The sequence below is a fragment of the Povalibacter uvarum genome, assembly GCF_014202975.1.
Lineage (GTDB): Bacteria > Pseudomonadota > Gammaproteobacteria > Steroidobacterales > Steroidobacteraceae > Steroidobacter > Steroidobacter uvarum.
Window position 1 is genome coordinate 19,509 of record NZ_JACHHZ010000001.1, and the last position, 18,598, is coordinate 38,106.

At 63.9% G+C, this 18,598-nt stretch carries 10 protein-coding genes; all 10 read left to right on the forward strand.

What is annotated here, in order from left to right; genetic code table 11:
- Positions 1-23 precede the first annotated feature (23 nt).
- The 10 genes from HNQ60_RS00105 (at position 24) to HNQ60_RS00150 (ending at position 18,551) form a co-directional block, all read left to right on the forward strand.
- Positions 24-230, forward strand: coding sequence for a hypothetical protein (locus tag HNQ60_RS00105; protein ID WP_184328992.1), 207 nt, complete (start codon positions 24-26; stop codon positions 228-230).
- 42 nt (positions 231-272) lie between these two features.
- The gene (locus HNQ60_RS00110; protein WP_184328993.1) at positions 273-677 is read left to right on the forward strand and encodes a flagellar hook capping FlgD N-terminal domain-containing protein; all 405 of its coding nucleotides are present in this window, start codon (positions 273-275) and stop codon (positions 675-677) included.
- A 25-nt stretch (positions 678-702) separates the two neighbouring features.
- Positions 703-1,893, forward strand: coding sequence for a flagellar hook-basal body complex protein (locus HNQ60_RS00115; protein WP_184328994.1), 1,191 nt, complete (start codon positions 703-705; stop codon positions 1,891-1,893).
- Positions 1,890-2,675, forward strand: coding sequence for a FliM/FliN family flagellar motor switch protein (locus tag HNQ60_RS28005; protein WP_184328995.1), 786 nt, complete (start codon positions 1,890-1,892; stop codon positions 2,673-2,675). The genes HNQ60_RS00115 and HNQ60_RS28005 overlap by 4 nt, the downstream gene beginning before the upstream one ends.
- Positions 2,672-3,028 carry a FliM/FliN family flagellar motor C-terminal domain-containing protein gene (locus HNQ60_RS00125; protein WP_184328996.1) on the forward strand — a complete coding sequence of 119 codons (357 nt, stop codon included), beginning with the start codon at positions 2,672-2,674 and terminating at the stop codon, positions 3,026-3,028. The genes HNQ60_RS28005 and HNQ60_RS00125 overlap by 4 nt, the downstream gene beginning before the upstream one ends.
- A gap of 15 nt (positions 3,029-3,043) precedes the next feature.
- On the forward strand, positions 3,044-3,355 hold the full coding sequence (locus tag HNQ60_RS00130; RefSeq protein ID WP_184328997.1) for a flagellar biosynthetic protein FliO: 312 nt from the start codon (positions 3,044-3,046) through the stop codon (positions 3,353-3,355).
- Positions 3,352-4,080, forward strand: coding sequence for a flagellar type III secretion system pore protein FliP (gene fliP / locus HNQ60_RS00135; RefSeq protein ID WP_184328998.1), 729 nt, complete (start codon positions 3,352-3,354; stop codon positions 4,078-4,080). The genes HNQ60_RS00130 and fliP overlap by 4 nt, the downstream gene beginning before the upstream one ends.
- A gap of 179 nt (positions 4,081-4,259) precedes the next feature.
- Positions 4,260-16,826 (forward strand): RHS repeat protein, encoded by a 12,567-nt coding sequence (locus HNQ60_RS00140; RefSeq protein WP_184328999.1) that lies wholly within the window; start codon positions 4,260-4,262, stop codon positions 16,824-16,826.
- Positions 16,813-17,370, forward strand: coding sequence for a tetratricopeptide repeat protein (locus HNQ60_RS00145; RefSeq protein WP_184329000.1), 558 nt, complete (start codon positions 16,813-16,815; stop codon positions 17,368-17,370). Before HNQ60_RS00140 ends, HNQ60_RS00145 begins: the two co-directional genes overlap by 14 nt.
- On the forward strand, positions 17,370-18,551 hold the full coding sequence (locus tag HNQ60_RS00150) for a tetratricopeptide repeat protein (protein WP_184329001.1): 1,182 nt from the start codon (positions 17,370-17,372) through the stop codon (positions 18,549-18,551). Before HNQ60_RS00145 ends, HNQ60_RS00150 begins: the two co-directional genes overlap by 1 nt.
- Positions 18,552-18,598: the final 47 nt, after the last annotated feature.

Below are 18,598 nucleotides of genomic sequence, written 5' to 3' on the forward strand. Positions count from 1 at the left end.
CGGGGGCGGGGAGCGAAGGGTCCGTGAGCGTCGTCGTGCGCGAGAAAGAAGTGGGCATCGTTGTGCGTGACGCGAAACTCGATCCACAGGCGGCGCTGCAGGCCGCGTTCGTTGTTGCGCAGGATTTGACCGGTCGGCGCGACGGACTACGTCTTTTGATGGTGAACGGCAGAACTCTGTATCGGACCCGCGATGCGCCGCCTTTTCCCGCACCACTCATCAGGTGCTGACGACAGATACGTCTGCAACGACCAGGACACGAGCGAAACATCATGGCCATTACACCCACCGAGGCCGCCAATCTGACGGCCGCAGCGCAGAGCTTGCGACTGGATGATCTGCTGCGTGTGCTGCTCACGGAGCTGACGCACCAGAACCCATTCAAGCCGATGGACAACAAGGACTTCATGGGCCAGATCGCGCAGTTCGCCGCGCTGGACTCCTCCCAACGGCTCAACGAAAGCATCGATCAGCTGCTGACCCTGCAGGCGATGAACCAGTCGGTCGGGCTCATCAATCGCACGGTGACGCTGCGGCTCGACGACGGCCGCCTGGTGACTGGCCGCGTGCAGCGCCTCACGCTTGCCGAAGGGCTGCCGCGGCTGACCGTGCAGGACGCGCAGACCAGCGAGGTCTATCCGAACGTCGCCCTCGGCCAGATCGAGTCCGTAACCTGAACCGCCCGCACAACGAGGTCAGCCCATGATCGAATCCATCTTCGTCGCGGTCTCCGGAATGCGCGGCCACGAGCGTGCGCTGAGTGTGATCAGCAACAACGTCGCCAACATGAACACGCCGGGCTTTCGCGGCTCGACGGTGCGCTTCGCCGATGTCTTCCATGGTTCCGCCGGCGGCTCCTCGCAGAATGGCGCGGGCGGCCAGCGTGCTGCCGGCGGCGGCGTCGATGCCTCGCGTACGTTGCTCGATCTGCGCCCGGGCGAAGCATCGCGCACCAATCGCGACCTGGACGTGTTCCTCGAGGGCGAAGGCTTCTTCGTCGTGCAGGAGGAGAGCGGGGCCTTGCGCTACACGCGGGCCGGCTCGTTCGACTTCAATGTCGACGGCGAGCTGGTGGTGCGCGGCACGAAACTCAAGGTGATGGCGCGCGGCGAGAACGGTGCGATTGCGCCGCTGACACGCGAGGGCTTCCGCACGAGTGCACCGCGCGCGACGACGACCGTGCGGCTCGACGGCATTCTTTCCAATCGCGGCGAGAACGGGCGCACCATCGAGCCGCTGGCGATCTTCGACAGCCGGGGCGTGAAACACACGCTGCGACTCGAGATCGCGATCGATCCGGCGGCGCCTGCCGGCTTGTCGCGCTGGGATATCACGGTATTCGAAGACGACATCGAGATCGGTGAAGGAGAAGTGGAGTTCATTGGCACGGGCCCCTCACCCGGAAGCTCGCCGGTGGCCATCACACTCGACCTGCAGGGCGTCGATCCGGCAGAGATCGACTTCGATTTCGAATCGGTGATGCTGCTGCCGGAGACGAACGCGGCGCTCAGTCTCGCCCACCAGGACGGCTATGGCACCGGCGCAATCGCATCCGAGAAGTTCGACGAATTCGGGGTATTGAAAATCACCTACACGAACGAGCAGACGCGCGACGGGCCGAGTCTGGTGCTCGCGCGCATCAACGATCAGGGCGGCCTGGTGGAACGCGGCGATGCGCTATTCGAGTACCGCGGCACGCATCCAGTCGACTTCCGCAGCGCGGCGGACGATCTGAAAGTGCGCGGCCGATTGCTCGAGCTGTCGAATGTGGATCTGACGCAGGCATTCAGTGAGCTGATCCTGATGCAGCGAGGCTATCAGGCATCCTCCCAGGTCATCAGCACTGCGAACGACATGCTGCAGGCCCTCTTGCAGATGCGAGCCGGGCAGTGAGCGCAGCAGTCCGCCCGATTCACGTTCCGGGGACGGCGGCGCTCGAATGGCTGCGCGATCGGGTGCAGTCGGCGCTCGATGCGTGGGGCCGCGAATGGGTTAACGGCTACACCGCAGGCAGCGCCGCCGTACAGGTGAGCGCGATCTCGCATGCGCCGCGCTCGCTCGCGTACGAGTATGAGCGCGTGAGCGCCAAGACGGCTTCGGTCTGGTTTCGATCGAACGAGGCCGAGAGACTGGCGATGAGCTGCGCCGTGCTGGGCGATGAGCTCACGCCGCTCGCAAGCGGCACCGACGAGTGGGTCGTCGGCATCGTCGACTGCGCCTGGCTCGCACGCAATCAGACGCTGGCCGAAGCGCTGCTCGGCCGGCCTGTGCTCGCGGATTATCCCGCCACGCTCACTGCGCTGCCCGATCGGCTGTTCAGGCCGCTGTCCGCAGCGGTGCTCATCGGCTGCGAAGCGCTCGGCCTGCTGGCGATCGCCGATGAGAGTGTATGGCGTTCCATGCCGCCGATGCGTCGTGCACCGGACGATCTCGACCCTCTGGTGCCGCTCGATCAAGCGATATGCGATAGCCAAGTCAGTCTGGAAGCGATTCTTGGCGGCGCGGAGGTGGATCTGTCGCGACTCGTCGATCTGCGCTGCGGCGACGTGCTGGTCTTGCCGCAGTTGCTGAGCGAGCCGTTGACGGTAACTTGCGCGGACACTGCGATTGCGCGGGCGGGGCTCGGCCAGCGCAACGGCCTCATAAGTATTCAGTTGAGCAGCAGAATGTCATGACCGATAAAGCGAACAATGCGATGCACTACGACGCGACCGAGATCGAGCTCGACCCTCTTTCCGCGACAACGCCTTCGGGCATGTCCGTGGTCGACTCAATGCTGCCGCTGCTCGGTTCGGTAAGAGTTCGCGTCACCGTGCGCGTCGGCGCTGCGCAGCTGAGCGTTGCTGAATTGCTGGAGCTGAAGCCGGGGTCGACGCTCACGCTCGACCGGCACGCGGATGCCCCTCTCGATGTTCTTGTGGACGGCGGGGTAGTGGCGCGCGGTGTGCTGGTCGCCGTGGGTGAGCATTTCGGCCTGCGCATCACACAGACCGCCGTCGCGTCCGCGGGCGCAGTCTCCCCTCGCTGATCCGGAGCCGCCGCTATGGAATCCGCGTGGCGCCTGATCTGGGCGCTGCCTCTCGTGCTGTTTCTCGGCGTTGTTGCGATCATCGTGATCCGGCGTGTTGGGAGTCCGCAAGCGCGTCCGCCATCCAGCGCTCGCCTGCGGTTGTGCGAGTCGCTGCAGTTGTCGACCGAGACGCATCTGCATCTGGTCGAAGTCGATGAGCGCGTTCATCTCGTCATCGAGTCGACGCGGCCCGTCGTGCAACACTGGCCGGACACGGTCGCCACGACCGCGGGCTCGCCTGCGCATCCGTGGCTCGTCAGATTGCAGAAGGCGCGGGCGCCATGAGGCGCACCGTGATCGCGATAGCGGTCGTGCTGACGCCCATCGCAGCGGTGGCTGCGGAGTCCGGTTTCGGCTTGTTGCCCGCGAATGCGAGCGCAGATCAGTTGGCGCCGTACGTGCGGCTCCTGGTCTCGCTGTCGTTGCTGAGCTTCATACCGGCGGCTGTGATCGCGATGACATCGTTCACTCGCATCATTGTGACGCTGTCGTTCCTGCGGCATGCGCTGGGAATGCCCGAGACGCCGCCGAACGCGGTGTTGCTGACGCTCGCGCTGTTCCTGACCTGGTTCACGATGGCGCCGACGCTGGAGCAAAGTCACAACGAAGGCGTCGCGCCGTTCCTGGCTGGCCGGATCAACAGCACGCAGGCGATCGAACGCGGCTTCGCGCCGCTCAGAACGTTCATGCTGGCGCACGTTCGCGATGAAGACCTGGTCGCCGTCAGCGAGCTGGCGCGCACGCCGCTGGGTGAAGTGCGCGCGGACACGCCGCTGCGCGTGCTTGTGCCCGCCTTCATGCTGAGCGAGTTGCGCGCCGCATTCGTCGCAGGGTTCATCATCTTCCTGCCGTTCCTGCTCATTGATCTCATCGTGGCGGCCGTGCTCATGGCGCTCGGGATGATGATGGTCCCGCCCGCATCGATCTCGTTGCCTCTGAAGGTGCTGCTGTTCGTGCTGATCGACGGCTGGTCGCTACTGCTGCGGGCGATCGCCGGCGCTTATGGATGAGCCCCGGAATGAGATCCACGTCACATCCTGCGCGACAGCACACAAAGTGCGCTGCGCGGTGACCGCTTTCACGGCCGACCCGCGTCTGTGACAGAAGGGCGGAATCTCGCCTCACGATCCGCCGGGCGGATCTTTCGGTTTGTCGGCGCATCCCTCAAGAAGATACGGAGCTGAATACAATGGCTGCAATCGTCGCGGGTCATGGCTTGGGCCTGTTCAATACCTCCGCCGCCATTCTGGGCGGCAGTAGCTCGCTGGGTCTCGGGCTCCTCGGACAGGCGGGTGGTCGTTCGTTCGTCAACGCGGCCACGGGCAACCTGATCCTGCAGTTTCGCGACGAGCAACTCGCGGGGCGCGGCACCGACTTGCTGCACCTTCGCACCTACAACTCGCGCGGGGCGTGGAACGACGCCGACACGGACGGCTGGCGCTGGGACGGCGAACGTTCAGTGCGCTTCAGCGGCGTGGCGCCGAATCGGGCGGATACATCTGTCGTCCGGACGGACGGCGACGGCAATGAGTCCACCTACAATTGGGATTCCGCACGCAACAAGTACGTGAGCACCGCCGGCGGCGGGGCGCATGACACGCTCGAGTTCGATCAGGATACGCAACAGTGGCTGTGGACCGAGGGCAGCTCGCGCGCGCAGGAGCGCTACGCTTCGGCGACGACCGATGGAGCGATCGGACGATTGGAGAGTCAGCGTGATCGCAGTGGCAATACGATCACGTACGGCTACGACGCGGCCAACCGGCTCAAGAACGTCACGGATCAGGCCAGCGGACAACGCATCGAGCTGATCTACGCGACGGTGCCAGGCACGTCGCACGTGCGGCTGCAGCGCGTGGATACGTACGAGAGCGCGAGCGATGCGACGCCCACCCGCGAAGTCGAGTACCGCTACGACAGCGCCGGTCGACTGGAGCAGGTGAGGACAGATCTGAACGCTGCAGGCGGCGTCTACGTAACGACGTACGCCTACGATGGTGCGAGCGAACGCATCGCGAGCATCACGCAAAGCGACGGAAGCAGCGTCAGCTTCACGTACGACGCGCAGGGCCGCATTGCCACGGTGACTGATGCGAGCGGCGTGCAGACATTCTCTTATTTCACGGATCCTCGCCGCACCGACGTGGTCGACGCACTCGGCCACGTGTGGAGCTTTTTCTATGACGATCAGGACCAGCTGATTGAGATGCGCAGTCCGGCGCCGCAGGCGAATGCCGAGCGGTTGTCGACGAAGTACGAGTACAACGATGCGGGCGATGTGTGGCGGATCATCGACGCGCGCGGCCACGCCGTGGTGTACGAGTACGACCAGAACGGCAACCGGACACTGGAGCGAGACGCGCTCGGTAATACGGTCAGTCGCACTTACAACGCGCAGAACCAGGTCTTGACGGAGACTCGCCGCCGCACCGCGAATGAGCCGTTCACGACGCGCTTCGTATATGACGGTGAGTCCCGGCTGCGCTTCGTCGTGTCCGCGGAAGGCCGCGTGAGCGAGAGCCGCTTCGGCAGTAACGGGCTCATGTCGCATGCCATCGAATACACCGGGGCCCGCTATGACGTTGCAGCGCTGGATCCCGGGTCGGGGTTGAACGAAGCGCAGCTCGTGAGCTGGGTCGGGGCGCTGCAGGACAAGGACGAAGTGCAGCTCACGCGGCTCGAGTACGACTACCGCGGCAATCTGTCGAAGCGCACCGCATACGCGGTCGTGGACGAGGCCGGCGAAGGCGTGCTGGACGCGGCAGCGGTCGTCACGCAGTTCGTTTACAGCGGCTACGGCGAGCTGCTGCAGACGATTGCGATGCGCGGTGCGACTCGCAGCGATGGCGACGAGCTCGCAAGTTATGCTTACGACGGGATGGGACGCGAAACCTCCCGTGTCGATCGCAATGGAACGACGACGACGCAATACGACGGCGTGGCGCGGACGATCAGCATCCAGACCAGCGCAGGACTCACCGAAGTGCGCAGTTACGACGTGCGTGGGCGCCTGATCGGGGTCGCATTGAGCTCAGCTGCAGACGAGACCCGTACGACGACCTACGTGTACGACGCGGCTGGTCGGCAGCGCATGGTGATCGATGCGCAGGGCAATCGTCGCTTCAGCTTCTATGACGATGCCGGACGTCTCGTGCAGGAGGTCGATTCCGTTGGCGCCGTCACGGCTTACGAATATGACGCCGACAGCCGGGTCGTGAAGCAGACACGGTACGTCGATGCAGCGGACACGAGCGAATGGACGATCGGCGACCCGCCGGTTGTGACCAAGACGCAGCTGATCATCGGCGAGACGGGCGATGTGCGCGTCGACCCTGATCACGATCGCACGACGACACTCGAATACGACGCCGCGGGACGGCTCGTGCGCGAGATCGAGTCCGGCGGTACAGTTACTGAAACTGCCTATGACGGCGCCTCGCGGGCGATTTCTCGGCAGACGGTCGATCGCCTTACGCGCTACTTCTACGATCGCGACGGCAATCGCATCGGCATGGTCGATGCGCTCGGGTATCTCACCGAGTACAAGCTCGACGCGGCAGGACGCCTCGTGGAAACGGTGCGCTACGCAGCCCGGGCGAACGGGCAGAGCGGTGGCCGGCCGCAAGCGAACGAGTCACTGCCGCCTCTCGATGATGTACTCACGCTGTGGCGTCCCGCTGACGGGGAACGACTGTACAGCTATCGGTACTACGACGCGCAGGGTCGTCTCGTCGGCCACGTCGACGAACGGGGGTTTCTCACCGAGACCCTTTATGACGAGCAGGGCAATGCACAGCAGACCGTGCAATACATGGAGAGACTGATCGTTGCGCCCGATGACACGCTGACCAGTCTGAAAGAGCGTGCGGGGGAAGATCGCCGGATCACGACGGTCGAGTACGACGAGTTCGGGCGCGTGCAGCGTGCGGTTGCGCACGATGGGACAGTGACAAACCATGAGTATGACGAGGCTGGCCGACTCATCCGGCAGGTGCGCGCGGAAGGTTCGGAGCGTCAGCGCGGCGCCCGCATTCGCTACAACGCCTTCAATGAGATCACCGGCGAGGTCGGCGGGGTCGGTGACGCCTCGGGGCTGAGCACCGATGAGGCCATCGTCCAGTTCGGCATGCAGTACGTGTACGACACGCTCGGTCGTCGAATTCGCGGCCACGATTCCAAAGGCAATACCACGCTGTACTACTACGACAGCGAAGATCGACTGACGCATACCGTCAAAGTCGTGAACGACGAGGAAGGCGTGCTTGCGGGTGAAGTCAGCGAGACGAGCTATACGACCTTCGGCCAGGTTGCGGCGACCCGCCGCTATGCGACGCGCTTGTCGGAAGCCGTCATGGATGAATTGCTGCTCGATGGCGGCGGAGGCGCTGTGGACGACACGCTGACCGCGCCTCTGGCGCTGATCAGGGACAACGAGATCGACCAGCTCGCAGAGCATGAGTACGACGTTCGCGGGCAGTTCCGGCAGACGATGGACGCCGAGCGCTTCAAGACGACATTCGAGTACGACGTGTACGGTCAACTGTGGCAACAGACACGGGAGATCGTGCGGGCAAACGCGCGGGTCACCACGACTCAGTTCGACTACGACCTGCTCGGGCAGGTCATCGAGACGACCGGCGATTTGGGTGGGCTGAACCACACGACCAGCACTGAGTACGACGCATTCGGGCGCGTCGTGCGCACGGTCGACGGCGCAGGCAAAGCCACACGCACGCTCTATCACGACGGCGGCCGGTTCATCGAAGTCCGGGATCCGCTCGATCGGCGCGTGACGACGCAGTTCGATGCGCTCGGCCGCGTCTTCTCGGTGCGGCGTCGCATAGTGGGCGCTGGCGAACCGTACGTCCAGGAAACGACCTACCGGTACGACGATACAACCCGTGTCATGACCGTCACGACTCCGGAGGGCATTCGCGTCAGGACTACGCACACCGAGCACGGCGAAGTGCTGAGCATCGAGGACGGACGCGGCGCAGTGCGTTCGTTCGACTACGATGCAGATGGACGACTGACGCAGCGTGTGGATGCGCGCGGGCAGATCGTCGAGCACAACACCTACGATAGCGCCGGCCGACTCATCGAAACGCGCGACGCGCGTGGCGTTGTTGTCCGGTATCGCTATGACGAACACAGCCGAGTGGTCGAGCGCACACTCGACCCGGGCGGCTTGAACGAGAGGACCCAGTACAGGTTCGATGCGCTGGGTCGTCAGATCCGCGTGACCGAGGTCGGAGCAGGCATCGAGCGGGTAAGTCAGCTCACTTACGACCGCAGCGGTCAGCTGCTGGAAGTGCTGCTCGATCCGGAGGGTCTCGAGCTCACGACCACTTATGCGTATGACGGCCTCGGCAACGTCGTCACTGTACAGCGCGGCTCGCGTGCCGGTTCGGACCAGCGTGTGACGCTGTACGAGTTCGACAACCTCGGTCGTCGCACCCACGAGAAGGTCGCGCTGCGCGTCATCGAGCGCACGCCGCCGGGGCCGATCGAGCATACCGAGTACCTGACCACCGAGTACCGCTACGATGCCGCAGGCCGCGTAAGCCGCAAGATCGATGCCAAGGGCGCCAGCACCTGGTTTGTCTATGACGACGCCGGCCAGCTCACGTACACGGTGAATCAGCTCGGCGAAGTCAGCCGCAACTGGTATGACGAGCACGGCCAGGTCGTCCAGACACGCCGTTACGCGAGGAGTCTCACTTCGCAGCAGATCGCGCTGCTTGGCGATGTCGTGCTGAGCGTACCGGTGACCTCCGACGCACTCGGCGATCAGCGCAGCTACTTTGCTTACGACGAGGACGGACGGCAGCGCTACATGCTGCAGGCGTACTCCGGCGGCAACTGGGTCGTGAGCGAAAGCATCTACGATGCCAACGGGAACGTCGTCGAATCGCGGCGCTACGATCAGTTCATGGTGCTGCCGGCAAACCTTGCCAGTGCGGACCGCCTGACCGATGACAGTGTCCGTACGGAGTTGCGCAGTCTGCGGTACTTCGAGGAGACGCCTGCCTCGCTCGCCAGCGTGCAGCGCACGCGCTACGCCTATGACGCGAATGACCGGCTTCGCTTCACGGTCGATGCGCTGGGGGGTGTCGCCGAGAATGTGTACGACAACGCCGGAAACGTCGTCAGCCGTGTGCGTTACGCCGTTCGTCCAGCGCTGAGCCAGTACAGCGAGTCGACGATCAACGCGGCTGTCAATCGCGTGAGCGCGGACAATCACGTCTCGCACTATGCGTACGACCGCGCCGGCCGCATGGTCTATTCCGTGCGCGTCATGGCGAGCGATGCCGCCGGTCGCGGGACTCAGCACATCGTTTCGCGCAACCGCTATGACGCGCTCGGTCAGCTCGTGGCGACGATGCAGTATGCGCAGGCGGTTGGCCTGGTCAATGACTATGCCGCGGCCACGCTCGATGCGGCAGTGGCCGGGACGATCGAAGCCGATCCCGCCAATCGCAGTTCCTGGTTCGCGTACGACGATGCGGGACGCATGGAGTATTCCGTGCGCCGGCTGTCTGCCGGCGAGCACATCGTCACGCGGCAGGTGTATGACGACACTGGCCTCGTGGTGCAGACGATCGCCTATGCCGACACGGTCGGCGCGCTGTCGAGTTTCGACAAAGCGGCGCTGGACGCGGCGGTACATCCGGGCGATCTCGATCGCGTTACCTCGTTCGTGTACGACTCCGCGGGGCGTCGGCGCTTCACCGTCGCCGCCGATGGCGCCCTGAGCGAGACGGTTTACGACGCACTCGGACAGATCGAAGAGCAGCGTCGATTCGCACTCACGATCCCCGTCCAGGCTACGCCGCCCGGCAGCGCGCCGGTGACGCCGACCGAGGCTCAGCTCGTCATGGTTCGTGGCGCGCGTGCGGTGGGCGACGCAATGATGACGCGCGGCGAGAAATACAGCTACGACGCCTCCGGCAGGGTGCTGTCGACGACGGATGCACTGGGCTTCACGCAATCCCAGACCTACAACGCGCTCGGGGACCGAATCACCTTCAGGAACAAGAATGGGCACGAGTGGGACTACCGGTACGACCGTATCGGCCGCCTGCGTTCGGAGATTTTCAAGAAAGCCATCTATCAGCTCAGTAACGAAACTGCGCCCGGTGGCGAGCGCGAACTCGAGACGCGCTATGAATATGACGCCCTCGGCAATCTCAAGAATCGCTACGAAGCGTATGACACCGTCGATGTGCGCATGACGACGTTCATGTATGACCGTCTCGGACGTCAGACGGAGGTACATCTGCCGGGCTATTACAGCCCGGTCACGGGACGCGTCGAGCGGACGAGCACACAAGGAAGCTTCCGGCGCATTCAGGAAACGAAGTATGACGCGCTCGGCAACGTCGTGCTGACGCGAACGCGCAGTGGTGCAAGTGCCTGGGACACGAACTACCAGACCTTCGATCGTCTGGGCCGACTCGTGCATGGCATAGACGCGATGAACTACGTCACCGCGTTCACCTACAACGTATTCGACGAACAGCGCACAATGACGCGGCACAGTCTTGCAGTGACTGGAGCGCCCCGCGCGAGCCTCGGCTACTGGACCGCCGCCGAGATCGCGACGCAGATGACGGGGGATACGTCAGCCAGAACGATCACTGCCGAGTACGACAATCTGGGCCGCAAGACGCAGGTCACGCAGCCGACGGCGACACGCTACTACTTCAATGGTGCGAACGCCGGCGTGAACCCGTACAGCGTTTCACCCGTCAGTTCCGCCGGCGTCACCAAGTACGCATACACGGTGTTCGGCGATCTGTTGCGCGAGTCGGTCAAGATCGACGACTCCGGCGCGAGCGGTCGCTGGCGCGACACGCGGCATTACTACGACGTCATGGGGCGCTCGACGCACACCGTCGATGCGCTCGGATACCAGACCGAACGCACGTATGACGCATTCGGCAATCTCACCGGGACCATCGAGTATGCGAACGCGGGTGCAGCGGGCCTCGATCTGCTGACGCCACCGGCTCGACCGACGGTGCATATCGACGATCGAATCACTACCTTCATCTACGACACGCGCGACCAGCAGCGCGAGATACAGCGTAAAGGGCTGCGCTACTCCTATCGCAGCGGCGATGGATATGCCGATCAGTGGAATGATCGAAATACCGCGACCACCGTCGCGACGCTCACGTATGACGGCGAGGGTCGCGTCACTAGCCGCACTGATGCCATGGGTTCGGTCACCACGACGATGTATAACGCGTTCGGTCAGGTGACGAAGGTCATCGAGCCGAAGCGCCAGGCGGCCACCACGCCGTCCGGCTCGGCGACCGACCCGTTCCGCAACCGGCGCGAGATTTCGCCGATGACGGAGTACGCGCTCAACGCCTTCGGCCAGGTTGTCACGCAGAGGCGTAGCGCCGGCGTCGATGCTAACGGCACGCCGATCGGCGGCCGCACGCTCGTCACCGAGAACGTCTATGACTTCTCCGGCAATCTGATAGCGACGAAGGATGCGCGCGGCTCGGTCAGAAATATGCGCATTGATCACGCCGGGCGCGTCACGCACGAGACGCAGGCGATCAATGTAACCCTGGATGGCTGGCGCACGCAGTCGCACACGATCGAGCGGCGTTACGCCTACGACAAGAGCGGCCAGCAGATCGCAGTGACCGACGTCTACAACGACGAGGGCGTCGCGAGGCAGAGCGGCAAACGCTGTGACTACAACGCCTTTGGCGAGCAGACGGCGGAATACAAGGTATGGGGCGCCGCCAGCAGCGCTCTGATGTCGCTCGACAAGGCGCTCGTAGCCTCGTTCACCTACAGCAAGGCGGGGGAGCTCATTACCCGGGTTGGGCGCGATGGTGTGACCCAGTACTACTACGACCTGACGGGTCAGATGACGCGCCAGGAGCAGGTCGGCGCGGCGTTCCTGCGCACGATGGAGATCGGCTACGACGTACTCGGCCGCGCGAAGATCCAGCGGCTGCCGCGTACCGACGTGCTGCAATCGGCGACGTTCAACAGTTACATGCAAACGGTCTCCGCGTTCTCCGAGCAGTCGTACGATCGCTGGGGCAACGTCACCGAGCGCCGCAACGGTGGCTATGTGATTCTGAACACGGGCGAGGTGAAGCGCGAGCTCGAAAGCGTCGTCAGCTATGCGTACAACGCGGACGATCAGCTGATCGCCGAGCGCCTGCCGACGATCAACGTCGCGCGCGAGAACGGTTCGCGATACGACGCATCCGTGGTGCATGAGCTGCGCTATGACATCCTCGGGCGCGTCGTGGACGAGCGCGACCGGCTCGAAGGTCAGTCGGCAGCGCTGCGCACGCGCATCAAGGAATACGACGCGCTCGGCCAGCTCACCTCTGAGTCGGACTATTCCGGTCGTAAGATTGAATATGTCTATGACGAGCACGGGAATCGGGTCGGCACGCTCAATGCGCTGGGCGTCCTGCTCGTGGACGCGTTCGACGCGAACGGCAATGTGCTCAGTCGCAGTGTGATACGTCGCGTACGGCCCGACGGCAAGTACGATTCGTACGATAGCCGCAACCTGGCGCACCACGGTCAAGCCATCCTGTTGGCGCAGCATCTATACGATCAGGCGAACCGTCGCGTCGGCAGTGCGAGCATCGGCGGTTCCACCGAGACGAGCAGCGATGCTTTCTGGAGCTACGTGCAACTCGATGAGCGCGGGCTGGTGCGCGCTTCGCGCACGCCCGGCGGCCGCGTGATGAGCTACGGCTACGACGAGTTCGGCAATCGAACCAGCGAAATCGATGGGCTTCAGAACGGGCAGACGTGGACCTACAGCAAGTGGGACTACGTCATCGGTGAGCTCACCCAGAGCACGGTGCGTTCAGGCTCGACCGACGTTCGCACGACTACGTATCAATACAACGAGTTCGGTCAGCTGGCGATCGAAAATCACGTGGGCATGGGCAGCCGCAGCTACGCCTATCACGGCAACGGCTTGCTCAGGCAGATCATCGAGGACGTCACCGAAGGCACATTCGGCGAGGCGGGCGGACAGGACTTTCTGCATACGGTCGAGATCTCGAACTACGACTACACGGTGAAAGGTGAGCGTGCGCGCGAGACCTACGAGCGCAGCGCCACCGGTGAGGCACACGTATTCGACGAGTACGGCGACTATCTCGACGCAGTCCACGTAACGCTTCCCGGCGTTTCGCGCACGGTAACGATGAACTACGACGCACTGGGCCGTCTGAATTCGGTGCGCATCCCGCCGGCGGCGGGCACGTCCCGTCCTGGCTCGTGGATCATCTACACGTACGATGAGTTCGGGAATCGGCGCAACATCCTGGCGACCTATGAGCGCGCCGGCGGCGGCAGCGGCCTGAGCAACAAGTGGTTCCACTACGATGATGACGGCCGCATGACGGCCGTCGACCTCGCGCCTCCCGGAACGTCATCGAATGATGGCACGTACATCGAATACGACGAAGTGGGTCGCCGCAGATGGACTTCCCAGTGGACCCGTCGAATTCCCGGCGGCGGCTTTCCGATAGGCGATGACGTCGACGTCTTCACGAAGACGAACTACGCGTACAACGACCTCGGTCACCTGACGCAGATCACTGCAGTCGAAAGTTACAGTGACGGACGCCCCCCTTCGGCGGAGCGCCCCGTGCTCACGCAGGAGCTCGACAAGCGCGGGCTGGTGCTGATGCAGCGCGCGTATGGATTGAACGGCCACCGGTCCGTCACCAGCACCACCTATAATGCCGATGGTCAGGTGTTCGGCACGTACGTGAACAAGTACGTGTACAACGAGTTCGATGCGGATAACTCCTCCGCAGCGACCAACTGGTACGACGCGGTCGGCAATATCGACTACTACACGTACGAACAGGGCGGAACGACCGAAGACGGCTTCATCGACACCTACGATTACGAGTACACCTCCGCGTTCGGCGGTTACAAGGAAACGCTCGTCACAGTGACCTCCACTATGGGGCCCTCGCGGCGCGCCTACACCGAGAGTCAGTACGACGCGCGCGGCCGGCTCGTGATCCAGCGCAAGGAGAACGGTGCGAACGGACGCCGCATGCTTACGTTCTCTTACGACAACGAGGGCCGCATTCTCACGAAACGCGATTCCGACTACATCAACGTGGTGCGCACGCAGGACTACTACTACGGCGACGGTCACGAAGTCGCGAGCGTCGGCAACATCTCGGGCAACCAGTTCAGCAACGGCTTTACGCCGATCAGCGCTTCCTATCCGGGACTCACGCCGGGCTCGTATGTGGTCGCGCAGGGCGACTCGCTCGCGAGCATCGCAATGGCAGTGTTCGGCGACAGCCGGCTGTGGTATCTGATCGCCGACGCCAATAACATCAGCGCGTCGCCGAACGATCCGCTGCCCGCATCGGAGCACGGCAAGTCGTACGCAGTTCCGAACGTCGTCAGCAATCTGCACAACGACGCGAATACGTTCGCGCCGTATAACGCAGCCCGAATCATTGGCGACAGCACGCCGTATCCACCAGTGCCTGTTCCGTCATCGAGCGGTTGCACGGCGGTCGGCAAGGTGCTCGCAGCGGTCGTCATTACAGCGGTCGCTGTGGCAGTCACAGCGTATACCGGCGGCGCGATGGCCGGCCTCCTCAGTCATGGCGTGCTCGGCACTGTGCTGGGTGGGGCCGTCGGCGCGGCGGCGGGCAATGCAAGCGGACAACTCGTCGGCATGGGGCTCGGCGTGCGCGAGGACTTCGATGCCGAAGCGGTGGGCATGTCGGCCGCGCAGGGCGCGGTGAGCAGCGCCGTGAGTCTGGCGGCCGCACCGATCGCGAGCTGGAGCTCGACGGCAGGCGAACTCGCCGCAATTGCGGCGAACCAGGCGGGTAACTATGGCCTTGCTCGACTCACAGGCCAGGACCATACATTCCGTTGGCGCGATCTGGCCGGTGACCTCGCGGGCGCGTACGCCGGGGCGCGACTCGCAAAGTACGCCGATCTCTCGACGCTCGATTCGGGCTCCTTCAAGTTCGGTACGCGCGCGACGCGCCAGTCGTTCTCGAATCTGGTTGGCGGGTTGGTAAAGCAGGACGTCAATTACGGCGGCGAAGGCCTGTTCGCGCCGTTCGGCGCGGAGCTGGCGCGCGGCTACAGGGAGCTGATCGCCGCGCCGACGGCGAAGCCGCGCGGCAAGTCCCAAGTGCAATCCACGCAGGTGGAGCTTGGAGATGCGGCCTTTGGCGCCGCGCTGACGCCGGCGTCCTATGAGAGGCAGACACTCGTCGGCGGGGATGAACAGTCGCTCGTCATGGATGAGGCGTACGCGATGGCGAGAGCGAATCCCGGAATGATCGTCCAGGTTCCCATGCCCGATGGCGACGTGAGAATGTTGAGCATCGACGCTGATGGGCAGGAGCACTGGGAGTCCTTCGATGAATCCATCTACCACACGCTGGTGGAAGGACCGCGCGATGACACCGACCATGGAAAGGCGCCCGACCCGGTGGTGAGCGCGAGCGCGAATATCCGAGCGCTGCTGGCTGTGGCCGAAGGCAGCGGCGCACCTGAGCCCATCACATCCGAGCCCTATACGCTCGATATGCTGCGGCGGGAAATTGCTGCGATGGACGAGCAGGAGCGCCAACGGGAGGAGGCACAGCGCCGCTGGTCCGACAACGGCCCGCTGTCGTTCCACGCAAATCCGGCACTGTCGCAGCGCGCCTCCATTGCGCAGGCACAATCGCTCATTCACGACTCGCGCTTCACGTTTGGCGAGGCGCATGCGGACGCCATCTGGTCGCCCTATCCGCGCACTTTCCCGTCGCCCTGGGCTACCCCCTTCGCTGGCCTCGGCGGCAGCGGTATCGAGGAATTCTCGGTTCGCACATCGGTCGGCGACGCATACATGTACGACGGGCTGTCGACGAACAATCAGCACATCGATGACCTCGATCGGCTCGGCCGGGCGGGTTACACCGAAATCCACATGCTGGCGAACGGACATGGCAGCGCGAACGGGCGCACGCAGGCGGATGATTCCTTCAAGGCGCAGTACGAGCGGGCGATCGTGCAAATCGAAGCCCGGCATCCGGGGTTGAAGGTGCACATGTACAGCCTCGGCAATCCGGCCGACCTGATCAGGTTCGCCGAGATCCAGGCGGATACTGCGCGACATAGAATGCCGGGCGCCGCATCCCTGTATGCGATCTGCTGGGGCGTCAACGCAACAGCGAACAGCTCACCGGCGCGTATGTCGCTGACGCTCGCTGTCCCGCGGGACGTGAACCTGCCCAAGCTCAATGACTATGGTTCGCTGCCTGTGAGCACCGGCCTTGGCCTGGCCTTCGGCGCCCTCGACATCTATCAGGGGACACGCGAAGACAACGCCGTGATCGCCTCGTTGAACTACACGAGCGGCGGTTCACAGATCCTGGGCCAGGGCTCATTGCTGTATGGCATGTTGCGAGGCTCGGAACGCGCCCTCGCAATCGGCCGCGCTGCATCGACGGTCGGCAATGCCGTGGCCGCGCCGCTCGTAGCGCTCGACATCAAGAGCGACGTTCAGAGCGGCAATCCCTACCGGTGGGTGGCCGCTCCGCTCAAGGCCATTGCGTTGCGGTGGTGGCCGGCGGCTGTTGCGGCGGTAACGATCCAGCATGGCATCCAGCCGACGGTCAAGCAGGTGCAGCAGAACCTGAGCGAGCTGCGCGAGCACGCTCCGACAATCAGCGCGAAGATGGGATCGCTGCGCAGCTATGGACGGTTCTGACGTGCTCGACGCGGATGAGTATCTGCACCTCGCGTTCCATGCGAGCGCGCACGGTCAGCATCATGCGTGCTTGTCGTACCTGAAGGAGGTATTGAGCCTTCAGCCGCGGAACGCGACAGCGTTGTACCTGCTCGCCACCCAGCACGCGGATCTGGGGCTGCATGCGCGCGCGATCGCGGGCATGAAGTCAGCGCTGGCCATCGATCCCGGACTAGAAGCGGCGCGCTTCCAGCTGGGCTGGATGCTGATGGACGCAGGTGCGGTCGCGGAGGCGAAGACGCACTTCGGAACACTTGCGACCAGCGCTGATCAGGCGATGCAGAGCTACGCCAGTGCACTGGGCGCGCTCGCGGACGGAAACATCGTGGCTGCGAAATCCCACATCGAGTCCGGGCTGTCGCGCAAGGTGGGGAACCCGGGGCTCACGAACATCATGATGCAATTGTTGGCGAAGCTCTCTAATGCGAAAGCGGCAACGCCTGCGAGCGAAGCGGGCACGGCGCCCGCGCCGATCAACCTCGGCGCATACGGAAACCGATCGTGATGAGCACACCGACCGGGCACCCGTCACGCCTCGACAGATTGCTCAGCTACATCGAGAGCGATAGCACGAACCTGGCACTGCGCAATGATGCGATCCGCGAAGCCTGCGACGCTGGCGAGTGGAAGATCGCACGCGCTCTTATCGAAAGTGGTTTGAGCAAGCACCCGGGGAGCGCGGCATTGCTCGCGTCGCTTGGGCTGGTGGAGCTGCAGGCACAGCGCTATGTCGAAGCGGAATGTGCGCTCGTGGCCGCACTCGCAGGTGGCCTGGAAGCACCTGAAGTGCGATTCAATCTCGCGTTCTGTCGTTTCGGCCTGGGCGACTACGCCCAGGCTCTCGAGCTGCTGGCGGACCCAGTTCTCGTGCCGGTTCTGCCGATCGCACTGCTGCTGCGCGCTCGCTGTCTTCATCACCTCGATCGCCCGCTCGAGGCAATCGCCGACTGCAAGGCCTATCTCGAGTTTGCGAGCGACGATGCGGATGCGAAAGGGTTGTTGTCGTTGCTGCTCTACGAGAAGCGCAGCCTCAGCGAAGCGCGGGGTCTATCGGAGGCTGCGCTGCTACAGAACGCAACGCAATTGGAAGCGATGCTCACGCTCGGTGCGTTAGCCGCGGACGAACGCGACTACGAGACCGCTGCGAGCACTTACCTCACACTCGTCGAGGCGCACCCGCTATGCGGTCGCGGCTGGCTTGGGCTCGCGCTCGTCGACCTGCTGCGCATGCGTATGGACAGTGCGAAGCGCTACATCGCTCTGGCGACGGCGACGATGCCGGACCATATAGGCTCACTGCACGTGCTCGCATGGATCGAGGTCGTGCGAGGTAACTTTCCAGAGGCGAGAAGTGCCTTCCAGCGCGCGCTGTCCATCGATCGCAACTTTGCGGAAACGCATGGCGGACTCGCGGTCGTCGCGGTCCTCGAAGGCGACGGCGCTGCAGCGACCGCCTGCATCAAGCGCGCCTTGCGTCTGCAGCCTGGATGTCTCTCGGCGCGCTACGCGGATGCGCTCGCGCTGGATAGGGCAGGCAAGCGCGAGGCAGCGCAGGCAGCCTTCGAAGAGCTGATGTCGACGCGCATCGCTGACGAAGGAGGTTCCTACCGCAGTTTCGTTGCAGCGCATCTGCGATCGCTGCGCGACGATCCAGAGACCGCCACCATGTTCGCGACACGGCATTGAGTGGACGAGGGCGTCGGGTCGGGACCGTCGCATGAATCACGTCGTTA